This is a genomic window from Neorhizobium sp. SOG26, from assembly GCF_003491345.1.
GTDB classification, from domain to species: Bacteria; Pseudomonadota; Alphaproteobacteria; order Rhizobiales; family Rhizobiaceae; genus Neorhizobium; species Neorhizobium turbinariae.
The window spans coordinates 731,265-744,137 of the sequence record NZ_CP025512.1 but is presented as its reverse complement, the minus strand read 5'-3'; the positions used below and the strand labels follow the sequence as shown (position 1 = coordinate 744,137).

The 12,873-nt window shown below is 63.4% G+C and carries 12 protein-coding genes; 11 read left to right on the top strand and 1 reads right to left on the bottom strand.

Features of this window, described 5'->3' with window-relative positions; translation table 11 throughout:
- The first annotated feature begins 42 nt into the window (after positions 1 to 42).
- The 10 genes from CYG48_RS03675 to rarD all read left to right on the top strand — a co-directional run bounded on the left by CYG48_RS03675 (position 43) and on the right by rarD (position 9,935).
- On the top strand, positions 43 to 642 hold the full coding sequence (locus CYG48_RS03675; protein ID WP_118849133.1) for a CvpA family protein: 600 nt from the start codon (positions 43 to 45) through the stop codon (positions 640 to 642).
- Between the two features lie 153 nt (positions 643 to 795).
- A complete protein-coding gene (gene purF, locus CYG48_RS03670) occupies positions 796 to 2,310 on the top strand; it encodes an amidophosphoribosyltransferase (protein WP_118849132.1) in 1,515 nt (504 codons plus the stop codon).
- A gap of 91 nt (positions 2,311 to 2,401) precedes the next feature.
- On the top strand, positions 2,402 to 3,142 hold the full coding sequence (locus CYG48_RS03665; RefSeq protein WP_118849131.1) for an SDR family NAD(P)-dependent oxidoreductase: 741 nt from the start codon (positions 2,402 to 2,404) through the stop codon (positions 3,140 to 3,142).
- A gap of 230 nt (positions 3,143 to 3,372) precedes the next feature.
- The gene (gene cysS, locus CYG48_RS03660) at positions 3,373 to 4,758 is read left to right on the top strand and encodes a cysteine--tRNA ligase (protein WP_118849130.1); all 1,386 of its coding nucleotides are present in this window, start codon (positions 3,373 to 3,375) and stop codon (positions 4,756 to 4,758) included.
- A gap of 37 nt (positions 4,759 to 4,795) precedes the next feature.
- Positions 4,796 to 5,191 (top strand): VOC family protein, encoded by a 396-nt coding sequence (locus CYG48_RS03655; RefSeq protein WP_118849129.1) that lies wholly within the window; start codon positions 4,796 to 4,798, stop codon positions 5,189 to 5,191.
- A complete protein-coding gene (locus CYG48_RS03650; protein WP_118851483.1) occupies positions 5,191 to 5,703 on the top strand; it encodes a GFA family protein in 513 nt (170 codons plus the stop codon). The genes CYG48_RS03655 and CYG48_RS03650 overlap by 1 nt, the downstream gene beginning before the upstream one ends.
- Positions 5,700 to 6,176 carry a GFA family protein gene (locus CYG48_RS03645; protein WP_118849128.1) on the top strand — a complete coding sequence of 159 codons (477 nt, stop codon included), beginning with the start codon at positions 5,700 to 5,702 and terminating at the stop codon, positions 6,174 to 6,176. Before CYG48_RS03650 ends, CYG48_RS03645 begins: the two co-directional genes overlap by 4 nt.
- Positions 6,173 to 7,132, top strand: a complete 960-nt coding sequence (gene pip, locus CYG48_RS03640; protein WP_118849127.1) for a prolyl aminopeptidase — start codon at positions 6,173 to 6,175, stop codon at positions 7,130 to 7,132. The genes CYG48_RS03645 and pip overlap by 4 nt, the downstream gene beginning before the upstream one ends.
- Before the next feature lie 77 nt (positions 7,133 to 7,209).
- Positions 7,210 to 8,826, top strand: coding sequence for a citramalate synthase (gene cimA, locus CYG48_RS03635; protein ID WP_118849126.1), 1,617 nt, complete (start codon positions 7,210 to 7,212; stop codon positions 8,824 to 8,826).
- A gap of 188 nt (positions 8,827 to 9,014) precedes the next feature.
- Positions 9,015 to 9,935 (top strand): EamA family transporter RarD, encoded by a 921-nt coding sequence (gene rarD / locus CYG48_RS03630; RefSeq protein WP_118849125.1) that lies wholly within the window; start codon positions 9,015 to 9,017, stop codon positions 9,933 to 9,935.
- Between the two features lie 41 nt (positions 9,936 to 9,976).
- Here rarD and CYG48_RS03625 read toward each other — a convergent pair whose 3' ends face one another.
- Positions 9,977 to 10,582, bottom strand: coding sequence for an LOG family protein (locus CYG48_RS03625; protein WP_199925205.1), 606 nt, complete (start codon positions 10,580 to 10,582; stop codon positions 9,977 to 9,979).
- Between the two features lie 172 nt (positions 10,583 to 10,754).
- Between CYG48_RS03625 and CYG48_RS03620 the strand changes: the two genes are divergently transcribed.
- The gene (locus CYG48_RS03620; RefSeq protein ID WP_118849123.1) at positions 10,755 to 12,755 is read left to right on the top strand and encodes a LysM peptidoglycan-binding domain-containing protein; all 2,001 of its coding nucleotides are present in this window, start codon (positions 10,755 to 10,757) and stop codon (positions 12,753 to 12,755) included.
- Positions 12,756 to 12,873 lie beyond the last annotated feature (118 nt).

Sequence of the window (12,873 nt, the reverse complement as noted above, 5' to 3'; positions counted from 1 at the left end):
TCCGTTCGGACGCTCGGCGCTCTGGTGTGGAGTAGTTCGTTTATGCCCATTACTTTATTCGACGGCATCGTTATCGGCGTAACGTTGTTTTCCGCCGTGCTCGCCATGGTACGCGGTTTTTCTCGTGAAGTGCTGTCGATCGCAAGCTGGGTCGGCTCGGTTGCCGCAGCCTACTATCTCTACCCGCTGCTGCTTCCCTACGCCAAGAACTACACCTCCGATGATCGCATCGCGCTTGCCGCTTCCGCCGGCATCATCTTCCTGCTGGCGCTGATCATCATCTCCTTCATCACCTCGCGCATTGCGGACTTCATCATCGACAGCCGCATCGGCGCGCTGGACCGCACGCTGGGCTTCCTGTTTGGAGCTGCCCGCGGCCTGCTGCTTCTCGTCGTCGCGGTTGCCTTCTGGAATTGGCTGGTGGACGCCCGTTCGCAGCCGGAATGGGTCACGCAGGCGAAGTCCAAGCCCTTCCTCGACACGCTGGTCGCGCGCCTTGAAGCCGTGCTGCCGGAAGACATCGAGCCGCAGATCCGCGCACGCATCCTCGGCCGCGATGCAGCACCTGCCGAAGGTGCCGCTGGCCAGGATCAACCACCGGCTGAAGACGCGCCGCAGACCAACCGGCCGACAAATAATTGACTCTATCTTGCGCTTGATGCAGCGCAAAACGTCACCATCTGTGCTATCAATCGCACTCAGGTGAAAATTCAGGCTGGCTTCCGGGAAATCCCTCCCCGGCCGGCCTTTCCATTTTCCGAAGCGGACACGTTGTCCAGAAGGATCAGGGCCGAGATGATTGAACCGGTTTCAGCGGCATTGGAAGACAATGGCGTCTCAAACAGTCTGAATGAGTGGGATCTTGATACGCTGCGCGAAGAATGCGGCGTCTTCGGCATCCTAGGGCATCCGGACGCATCGACGCTCACGGCGCTTGGCCTTCACGCGCTCCAGCATCGCGGCCAGGAAGCCGCCGGCATCGTTTCCTTCGACGGGTTGCGCTTCCATTCGGAACGCCGCATGGGCCTCGTCGGGGACCATTACACGGATCCCGCAACGCTTGCGAAGCTTCCGGGCTCCATCGCCATCGGCCATGTCCGTTATTCCACCACCGGCGAAGTTGCGCTGCGCAACGTTCAGCCGCTGTTTGCCGAACTTGAAGTCGGCGGCATCGCGATTGCACATAACGGCAACTTCACCAACGGCCTGACGCTGCGGCGCCAGTTGATTGCCGGCGGCGCCATCTGTCAGTCGACCTCCGATACGGAAGTTGTCCTGCACCTCATCGCCCGCTCCCGCTACACCTCCACGGCCGACCGCTTCATCGACGCGATCCGGCAGATGGAAGGCGGCTATTCCATGCTGGCCATGACCCGCACCAAGCTGATCGCAGCGCGCGATCCCACCGGCATCCGGCCGCTGGTGATGGGCGAACTCGACGGCAAGCCGATCTTTGCGTCCGAAACCTGCGCTCTCGACATCATCGGCGCCAAGTTCATCCGTGATGTCGAAAACGGCGAAGTCATCATCTGCGAGATTCAGCCCGACGGTTCGGTGTCGATCGATGCCCGCAAGGCCGGCAATGGCCAGCCGGAACGCCTCTGCCTCTTCGAGTATGTCTATTTCGCCCGCCCCGACTCGATCGTCGGCGGTCGCAGCGTCTATGTCGCGCGCAAGAACATGGGCATCAACCTCGCCAAGGAAAGCCCCGTCGACGCCGATGTCGTGGTGCCGGTGCCGGATGGTGGCACCCCCGCAGCTCTCGGCTTTGCGCAGGAAAGCGGCATCCCGTTCGAATACGGCATCATCCGCAACCACTATGTGGGCCGCACCTTCATCGAGCCGACGCAGCAGATCCGCGCCTTCGGCGTCAAGCTGAAGCACTCTGCCAATCGTGCGATGATCGAGGGCAAGCGCGTTGTGCTGGTCGATGATTCGATCGTGCGCGGCACGACCTCGCTCAAGATCGTCCAGATGATCCGTGATGCCGGCGCCAAGGAAGTGCATTTTCGGGTAGCAAGCCCGATGATCTACTATCCGGACTTCTACGGCATCGACACGCCGGACCGCGACAAGCTGATCGCCAACCAGTACGACAGCCTCGAAGCGATGTGCCGTTACATTGGCGCAGACTCGCTCGAGTTCCTGTCGATCAATGGCCTCTACCGCGCCGTCGGCGGCGAAGAGCGCAATGCGATCCGCCCGCAGTTCACCGACCACTACTTCACCGGTGAGTACCCGACCCGCCTCCTCGACAAGGACGGCGAGACCATGGGCCGCAAGGTATCGGTGCTCGCCAGCAACGGCTGATCGCCTCCCCGTTTGCAATCTGGGGCAAACCCTTTAGAAGGCTGCGCAAACGCAGCCTTCTTTCTTGGGTGCGAGATGGGGTTTTGAGCTGATGGACATGAATCTGAACGGCAGGATCGCACTGGTGACGGGCGCCTCGCGCGGCATCGGTTATTTTACGGCACTGGCTCTCGCCAAGGCTGGCGCACATGTGATCGCCACCGCCCGCACCGTCGGCGGCCTGGAGGAGCTCGATGACGCCATAAAGGCTGCCGGAGGTTCTGCGACGCTCGTGCCCTTCGACCTGACCGACCTGCCGGCGATCGACCGGCTCGGCGCCTCGATCTTCGAACGCTGGGGCAAGCTCGACATCCTCGTTGCCAATGCCGGCATCCTCGGCGTCATCTCGCCGCTCGCCCATATCGAAGCCAAGGTCTTCGACAAGGTGATGCTCACCAACGTCACGGCAATGTGGCGCCTCATCCGCTCCGTCGAGCCGCTGCTGACAAAGTCGGACGCGGGCCGCGCCCTGCTCTTGTCGTCGGGCGTCGCCAACAACCCACGCGCCTTCTGGGGTGCCTATGCGATGTCGAAGGCGGCCGTAGAAACCATGGGCCGCATCTGGGCATCAGAGACCGAACATACACCGCTCAAGGTGAACCTCGTCAACCCAGGCGCCACCCGCACCGCCATGCGTGCCCAGGCCGTGCCGGGCGAAGATCCGGACACGCTGCCGCACCCGTCCGAAGTCGCGGAAAAGATGCTGTTCCTCGCATCGCCGGAGATGACCGAAAGCGGCCGCCTGTTTTCCGTGCGCGAAAACCGTTTCATGGACTTCCGCACGCCGGAGTAAATCTTTCCCTCGCCGCCTTTGTGCGCCTTCGTTCCGACCCTTGCCGCACTTGACCAAAGCTGCGGCGCGCGCCATAAACTTCGGCCATGAAGACGGCGATTTCCATCTGCGGGATCATTATTCGCTAGCGCATCCGCTGGCCCGGCCGTTTTCGTCTCTCGAAAAGCCTTGAAGACAAACGACCCGGCCAAGCCGGACGTATGGCATGCGAGACTTTGGGAGAATTTCGGATGAGCGTTCCGCTCAAGTTCTACAACACGCTGACGCGCCAGAAGACGGTATTCGAGCCGATCGATCCCGATAACGTGCGCATGTATGTCTGCGGCCCGACGGTCTATGACTATGCCCACATCGGCAATGCGCGACCGGCGATCGTCTTCGACGTGCTCTACCGACTGCTGCGCTCAGTCTATGGCGCCGACCACGTCACCTATGCGCGCAACATCACCGACGTCGACGACAAGATCAACGCCCGGGCGCTGCGTGACCATCCCGGCCTGCCGCTCAACGAGGCGATCCGCCAGGTCACCGAGAAGACCGAGACGCAGTACCACCAGGATATTGCCGCGCTCGGCTGCCTGCCGCCGAATGTCGAGCCCCGCGCCACCGACAACATCCCGCAGATGATCGAGATCATCGAAAAGCTGATCGCCCGCAACCACGCCTATGTGGCGCAAGGCGAAGTGCTGTTCGATACGAAATCGATGCAGGATTACGGCCAGCTTTCCAAGCGGCCGCTCGACGAGCAGCAGGCGGGTGCGCGCATTGCCGTCGATGCCCACAAGAAGAACCCCGGCGACTTCGTGCTCTGGAAGCTTTCCTCCGAAAACGAGCCGGGCTGGGAGAGCCCCTGGGGCCGCGGCCGCCCCGGCTGGCATATCGAATGCTCGGCCATGAGCCAGCGTTACCTCGGCGAGGTCTTCGACATCCACGGTGGCGGGCTCGACCTGATCTTCCCGCACCACGAAAACGAGATTGCCCAGTCCCGCTGCGCCCACGGCACGCAAGTCATGGCCAATCTGTGGATGCACAACGGCTTCGTGCAGGTCGAAGGCCGCAAGATGTCGAAGTCAGACGGCAATTTCATCACCATCAACGAACTCCTGGCGACGAAGACCTTCGGCGGGCGGAGCTGGCCGGGCGAAGTGCTGCGGCTTGCGATGCTGATGACGCACTACCGCGAGCCGATCGACTTTTCGGTCAAGCGACTGGAAGAGGCCGAGCGGCTGCTTGGCAAGTGGCCGGCGGCCGAACCCGGCACAGCCGAACCCTGCCCGATCGTGATGGAAGCGCTCGCCGACGACCTCAACACGGTTGCCGCGGTGCAGCGGTTGCATGCGCTGGCGCAGGAAGCCAATGGCGACAGCTCGATGATGCCGATGTTTGCGGCCAGTGCCGCGCTTCTCGGTGTCCTGCCAAAGAAGGCGGAGGTCGACGAGGCAGTTGCCTCGGCCGTCGATGCGCTCGTCGCCATGCGGCTTGAGATGCTGAAAGCGAAGAATTTCGCCGAGGCCGACAAGATCCGCAACGAACTCGGCGAAAAGGGTATCCAGTTGAAGGATGGCAAGGACCCGGCCACGGGAGAGCGCGTGACAACCTGGGAGATGAAACGCTAACCTCCGGATCGCGCTCCGGGGATGGGGAGGAAGAAGGATGATCGATCACTTAGGCATCACGGTTTCGGATTTCGATCGCGCCAAGGCTTTCTACGACGCGGCCTTTGCGCCGCTCGGCGCGTCGCTCCTCTACATGGTGCCGGCCGAATACACGAACGGCGCAAAGGTCGGCGGGTATGGCCGCGACCGCCCCGTCTACTGGCTGCACGAGGGCGCCGTTCCCGCCGGCCACCGCCAGCATGTCGCTTTCACAGCCGGCAATCGCGCCGAGGTCGATGCCTTCTACGCAGCCGCAATTGCTGCCGGCGGAACCGATAACGGTCGTCCCGGGCTTCGCCCGCACTACCATCCGAACTATTATGGCGCCTTCGTGTTTGACCCCGACGGAAACAATATCGAAGCCGTCTGCCATGCGCCGGAAGGACAGGAATGATGAGTGACGCGGTGTTTACCGGGGGCTGCCAATGCGGCGCGATCCGCTTCAAGGTGAGCGGCGAGGTCGGAATCGCCTCGATCTGCCATTGTCGCATGTGCCAGAAGGCCTTCGGCAACTACTTCGCGGCCCTTGTCGACACGCGCGAGGCCGAACTCGTCTGGACCCGCGGCGAGCTGAAGCACTTCCACTCTTCCAACCACGTTCGGCGCGGCTTTTGCGGCTCGTGCGGAACACCGATGACCTATGAAGCCGACGATGGCGTGGCGGTTGCCGCCGGGGCATTTGACGATCCGTCGCAACTGCGGCCCGTCGTCCAGTTCGGCATCGAGGGCAAGCTGCCCTTCATCGACCGGCTCCATGAACTGCCGGGGCGCCATACGATGGACGACATCGCCGCCGCCCCCTTCCTCAGCGACATCATCTCCTACCAGCATCCAGACCATGACACGAAGGTGTGGCCACCCCAGCGGGGCGAGCCGGAACCGGATAACAAGGAGGGTAAAGCATGACGACTGCCTTGCGAACAGGCGGCTGCCAGTGCGGCGCCGTGCGTTTCCGCATTCATGGCGAGCTTGGGCGCGCCTCGATCTGCCATTGCCGCATGTGCCAGAAAGCCTTTGGCGGCTTTTTCGGCCCGCTGGTCGCTGCGCCGAACGATGGCGTCGAATGGACCCGCGGCGCACCGCGCTATTTCCAGTCCTCGGTCAATATCTCGCGCGGCTTCTGCGAGAAGTGTGGCACGCCCCTCACCTATCGTTATCCCGGCGGGCTGGAGCTCGCGATCGGCGCCTTCGACAACCGTGACGATCTCGCCCCGAAGATCCAGGTGAACTTTGCCTCGCATATCCCGTGGGTGACGGAGATATTCGAAGCGCCGATCCGCGACGCGGAGGAAGATGTTTCCCAGCAGGAGCGGATCATCTCGTTCCAGCATCCCGACCACGATACCGAAAACTGGCCTGAAAAGGGGCTCCACCTGTGACCGAAGTTCTTCGTACGCCTTATCCCGAAATCGAGCCTTACGAGAGCGGGCATCTCGATGTCGGCGATGGGCACGTGATCTATTGGGAACGGGTCGGCACGAAGGGCGCAAAGCCTGCCGTCTTTCTACATGGCGGTCCGGGCGGCGGCTGCAATCCGTCGCAGCGGCGGATGTTCGATCCGGCGCTCTACGACGTGCTGCTGTTTGACCAGCGGGGCTGCGGCCGCTCCACGCCGCATGCGAGCCTCGAGGCCAATACCACTTGGCATCTGGTGGCCGATATCGAGCGCCTGCGCGAGATGATCGGCGTCGAGAAATGGCAGGTCTTCGGCGGCTCCTGGGGCTCGACGCTGGCACTCGCTTATGCCGAAACCCATCCCGAACGGGTAACCGAACTCCTGGTGCGTGGCGTCTACACGGTGACGCGGCCGGAACTCGACTGGTACTACCAGTTCGGCGTGTCCGAGATGTTTCCCGACAAGTGGGAAGCATTTGTCGCGCCGATCCCGGAAAACGAACGCCACGAGATGATGGCCGCCTACCACCGCCGTCTGACGGGGCCGGACAAGGCAGAGCAGATCCGCTGCGCCAAGGCCTGGAGCGTCTGGGAAGGCTCGACCATCACGCTCATGCCGAGCCCGGCGCTCGCCTCCAGCCACGATGACGACCATTTCGCGCTCGCCTTCTCGCGCATCGAGAACCATTACTTCATGAACGCCGGCTGGCTCGAAGACGGTCAGTTGCTGCGCGATGCGATGAAGCTCAAGGGCATCCCGGGCGTCATCGTCCATGGCCGCTACGACATGCCGTGCCCGCTTCGCTACGCCTGGCAGCTTTCCAAGGTCTGGACCGACGCCGAGTTCCACATCATCGAGGGTGCAGGCCACGCGCTGTCGGAGCCGGGCATCACCGATGCGCTGATCCGCGCGACGGACCGGTTCGCGGGGAAAGGTTGAACGGAGCCTCGTGAGGCCCCTCTGCCGGCCTCCGCTCCGGTTAAAAAAAGCATAAACTCGCTCCAGGAGGAGCACGCATGACACGCGAACGCATCTACCTCTTCGACACGACCCTGCGCGACGGCCAGCAGACGCCGGGCGTCGATTTTTCGGTCGAAGACAAGATCGCCATCTCTAACCTCCTGGACGAATTCGGCTTCGACTATGTCGAGGGCGGTTATCCGGGCGCCAACCCGACAGACACCGCCTTCTTCTCCAGGAAGCGCACCGAGCGCGCTTCCTTCGTCGCCTTCGGCATGACCAAGCGTGCCGGCATTTCCGCCTCCAACGATCCGGGCCTTTCCACTCTGCTGCAGGCGCAGAGCGATGCAGTCTGTTTCGTTGCCAAGAGCTGGGACTATCATGTCCGCGTCGCGCTCGGCTGTTCGAACGAAGAGAATCTGGAGTCGATCCGCGACAGCGTCCAGGCCGCCCGCGGCGCTTCCAGGGAAGCGATGGTTGATTGCGAGCATTTCTTCGATGGCTACAAGGCCAATCCGGATTACGCGCTGGCCTGCGCCAGGGCCGCCTATGACGCCGGCGCCCGCTGGATTGTGCTGTGCGACACCAATGGCGGCACCCAGCCGCATGAAGTGCGCGAGATCGTTGCGGCCGTCATCGCCGCAGGCATCCCCGGCACTGCGCTCGGCATCCACGCCCATGACGACACGGGACAAGCCGTTGCCAACTCGCTGGCGGCCATTGAAGCGGGCTGCCGGCAGATCCAGGGCACGCTCAACGGCATCGGCGAGCGCTGCGGCAATGCCAATCTGGTAACGCTGATCGGCACGCTTTGCCTGAAGGACGTTTATGCCTCGCGCTTCGAGACGGCGATCGATCCGGAGCGGCTGTCGCGGCTTTCCAGCCTCAGCCATGCCTTCGACGAGCTTCTGAACCGCTCTCCGAACCACCAGGCGCCTTATGTCGGCGCGTCGGCCTTCGCCACCAAGGCAGGCATCCACGCCTCGGCGCTGCTGAAGGACCCGAAGACCTACGAACATGTGGCGCCGGAAAGCGTCGGCAACTTCCGCAAGGTGATGGTGTCGGACCAGGGTGGCAAGTCGAACTTCATCAACGCGCTGAAGCGCCGCGGCATCGATGTCGCCAAGGACGATCCGAAGCTCGATACGCTGATCTCGATCGTCAAGGAACGCGAGGCTTCCGGTTATGCCTATGAGGGCGCGGACGCGAGCTTCGAGCTCCTTGCCCGCCGAACGCTCGGTACCATCCCGGAATTCTTCTCGATCGAAGGCTTCCGCGTGATGATCGAGCGCCGCTTCGACAGCCTCGGCCGCATCAAGATCGTGTCCGAAGCGGTGGTAAAGATCGTCGTTGATGGCGAGACGCATATGTCGGTGGCCGAAGGCGATGGTCCGGTGAACGCACTCGACAAGGCGCTGCGCAAGGATTTCGGCAAGTACCAGCACGAGATCGACGACCTGATGCTCGCCGACTTCAAGGTGCGCATCCTCAATGGCGGTACCGAGGCCATCACCCGCGTCCTGATCGAATCGACGGATTCCAGCGGCGTGCGCTGGTGGACGGTGGGCGTCTCGGAAAACATCATCGATGCCTCCTTCCAGGCGCTGATGGACTCGGTCATCTACAAGCTGATGAAGAACCGCGAACTCGCCGGCAAGATCGCCGCCGAATAGGACTTCCGCTGCCGGCCTGCTTCCAAGCATGCCCGCGCCAGCCTTCGGCGCGGGTTCAATCCGCCGTCGCGATGCCGGATCGGCGTGCTCGCGACAGTCATGGATCCTTCACCGAAATGAATTGGTTCACCCCGGATGCATCCGCTACGGGTTAGCGCACCGAGAACACAGTCACGGAAACACCCGACATGTCTGCCCAGCCCGACACCCCCGTCGCAAAGAACGAGGACACGCCACGCGGCTTCGTGCTCGGCATGATGGCCTATGGCCTGTGGGGATTCCTGCCGCTCTACCTCAAGTCGATCGCGCACATTCCGGCGCTCGAGGTGCTCGCGCACCGGGCAATCTGGTCGGTTCCGGTGGCGGGCGTCGTGCTTCTCATCCTGCGCCGTTTCGGTGACCTGAAGCGCGCCATTCAGACCCCGCGCATGCTCGGCATGGCCTGCCTTACGGCCTTCATCATCATGGTGAACTGGGGCATCTATGTCTGGGCCGTGGCGACCGATCGGGCGCTGGATGCCGCCCTCGGCTACTTCCTCAACCCGCTGTTCAGCATCTTCCTCGCCGCCGTACTGCTCAAGGAAAAGCTGTCGCCGCGGCAGCTTGCGGCGATCGGGCTTGTCGTGATTGCGGTTGCAATCCTGACGCTCGATGCAGGCGGCCTGCCCTGGATTTCGATTGGCCTTTGCGTCACCTGGGGTTTCTACGCCCTGCTGCGCAAGACGCTGCCGATCGGTCCAAACCAGGGCTTCTTCCTGGAAGTGCTGCTGATCAGCATTCCGGCGCTACCCTATGTGCTGTGGCTTGAATCGACCGGCGAAGGCCACATCCTGAACGGCACCGGGACGGAAACACTGCTGCTCATGATGGCCGGCGTCGTGACCGCCACGCCGCTGATGATCTACGCCAATGCGGCAAAGCTTCTGCGCCTTTCGACGATCGGCATCATGCAATATATCGCGCCGACGATGATCTTCCTGATCGCAGTGCTGGTGTTCCACGAGCCGCTCAGCCAGATCAAGCTGACAGCCTTCGTGCTCATCTGGCTGGCTTTGGCGCTCTACACTTCGGCGATGCTCAGCCAGGCACGCGGCGCCAAGACGGCGTGACGCTGCGGGCGACAAGCCCGCAGCGCCGTGTTCAAGAGAGACTAGAGACGCGAGATTACCGCATCCTCGCCGGCGGACGGACGTTGCTCCTCGCTCCTTTCCAGGATCGCAGGCACGATGTCGTCGATTTCGGGGATCACCATCGGCTGCACCAGATGCGCCCGGTGGATGAAGCCCTGGTCGCGCATGTGGCGGACAAGATCCAGCATCGGATCCCAGAAGCCGCCGACATTGGCAAACACCATCGGCTTTTGGTGGCGGCCAAGCTGGCCCCAGGTCATGATCTCGACGATTTCTTCCAGCGTGCCGATGCCGCCCGGCAGCGTCACGAAAGCGTCAGAACGCTCGAACATCTTGTGCTTGCGCTCGTGCATGTCCTGCGTCACGATCAGTTCGTTGAGCTGTCCAAGCGAGTGCCGGGTCGCTTCCATGTCGACCAGGAATTCCGGAATGATGCCGGTCACCTGCCCGCCATTCGCCAGCACGCCGGCCGCGACCGCCCCCATGATGCCCTTGGTGCCGCCGCCATAAACCAGCCGAAGCCCATGGGCCGCAATGGATTTTCCGAGTGCACGACCGGCTGAGATATAGGCGGGATCGCGTCCCGGCTGCGAGCCGCAGTAAACGCAGATGGATTGAATAGGCACCAGTTTTCTCCGTGTGCATTCCAGACGGGATGCAAGGCGTGCATCCGAACCGCAGAAATGCCGGTAAATGCCCGCAAGAGCAAGGCGTTAAAGGCTGAAAAGCTTGTGAAACGGGGCGGAAACCGCTAATCCGGAGAGGTGGCGGTCGGAACCGCCGGGAGAGGCATTTTTGATGATGAGAAACCGTGCTGGTTGGCTTGCCCTGATTGTACTTGCCATCGCGTCATTGCTGATGGTGTTTGTTGTCATGCCTCGGATCAATCAGGATGCCAAGCCTGCCGCCGACGCAATCAATGCGGCCGGTGATGCTGTGAAGAACGCGGTCACGGACCGGAACTCACCCCCCGACGCCAGCAAGCCTTCCGAGCAGGCTGCCGCGACACCCGCCGCCCCGGCTGCCCAGCCGGCATCGCCCGCAACCGAACAGCCTGCCCCGGCCCAGAGCGACCAGACGACGGCCAAGGAAGGGCGCGTGGTTTCGCCGTCCTTCGATATCCTGCGTGTCGAGCCGGACGGCTCCACCGTGATCGCCGGCCGCGCCGAACCGAACTCCAAGCTTGAAGTCACCAATGGTGCGGCCGTCGTCGCCAAGGTCGATGTCGGTCCTGCCGGTGATTTTGCCGCCGTGCTCGACAACCCGCTGCCGCCCGGCGACCACCAGCTGGTGCTGAAGGCGATCGGCAAGGATGGCAAGGCGCTTCTTTCGGAAGAAACCGCCACCGTCTCCGTGCCCGTCAAGGGCAGCGCCGACAAGCTGCTGGCGATGGTGACGACGCCCGGCAAGGCGAGCCGCATCATCGCCGCCCCGACGGCCGATACCGGCACGCCGGCTGCACAGGACACCGCCTCCGCTTCTCCGGCTCCGGCCAATGGCACAGCGTCGCAGGCTTCCGACGCATCGCAGGCGACCGCCGCGCCCGAAGCGGCTGGTACACCGGCACAGCCGGCCACAGCCGAAGCCCCGGCCGTGCCCGCTTCCTCCTCCGCAAACGATGTCGTCGCTGCGCTGCCGGCCCCGCCGGCAGGCTCGGAAGGCCTTGCCAATTCTGCACCCTCCATCCCCGGTTCAGCGCCCGCAGCCCCGGTTGCCCCGGCTGCTCCGGCGACGCCCGCGGCTGAAGGTGCGGCCGCCGCGCTTCGCGTCACCGCGGTTGAAATCGAAGGCTCGAAGATCTTCATCGCCGGCCAGGCCAAGCCCGGCGCTTCGCTGCGTGGACTTGCCAACGGTCGCGCCATCGGCACCGCACACGCCGGCTCGAACGGCAGCTTCGTGATCGAAGGAACCGGCGATCTCGCGGTTGGCGACCATACGATCACGGTCGAAACACTGGGTGCCGGTGGCGCCGTCGCCCTGCGCGTCGAAGTGCCCTTCAACCGTCCGGCCGGCGAACAGGTTGCCGCAGTCGCCTCCGCAGAACCGGGCACGGATCCGCTCGCGACGGTCGACGCCGGCGCCTATGAAAAGCTCCGCACCGATACCGTGCGCGCCTTCAACTTGCTGCAGGGCCTTTACGACGGTGGCCGCACGCCTGACGTCGAGGAAATGACGGCAGCACGCTCCAGCACCGTGATCGCGCTGCGCTCGCTCAGCGAATACCGCCTGCCCGCCGATGCCGCCGCCTCGACCCGCGTCCTGGCGCAGGCGACGGCCCAGAATGCCGCCGCAGCGCTCGAGGCGCTTGAAGCCCTGCCACGCGACGTCGGCGCCGTGGGCGCAAGCCTCAAGGAGATCAGCGAGCTTGTGGCACGTACGGTCGGCCCGGCACTGGCGCAGAACCTGCAGCGCTCCGAACCGGGGGCGCCTGCCGTTGCCCAGAGCAACACCGGCAACAGCAACACCGCTCCGAACAACGGCGCCGCGTCAAACGCCGGCACCGCGTCGAGCACCACCGCTGATGCCGGCAATGCGACCACGCCGACCACCATCCAGCAGGCACCGCTGACGCAGAGCCAACGCGCGTCCGTCATTATTCGCCGTGGTGATACCTTGTGGCAGATTTCGCGCCGCGTTTATGGCCAGGGCGTTCGTTACACGACGATCTACCTCGCCAACGAGGAGCAGATCCGCAACCCGGACATCATCCAGCCGGGCCAGATCTTTGGCGTGCCGGAGGAATACCGTCCTGACGCGGAGGAGATCCACCGCCGCCGCATGCAGCAGCGCCGGGGTTAAACTCTTGGGGCAGCCGGTGGCGCGGCCCTCTCGCGCCACCAAAATCGTGGACAATAATACCGCGATTTATTTTTCATCCACGCCTCTTCAATGACTTAGCCTCCTCACCTGCCCCGAT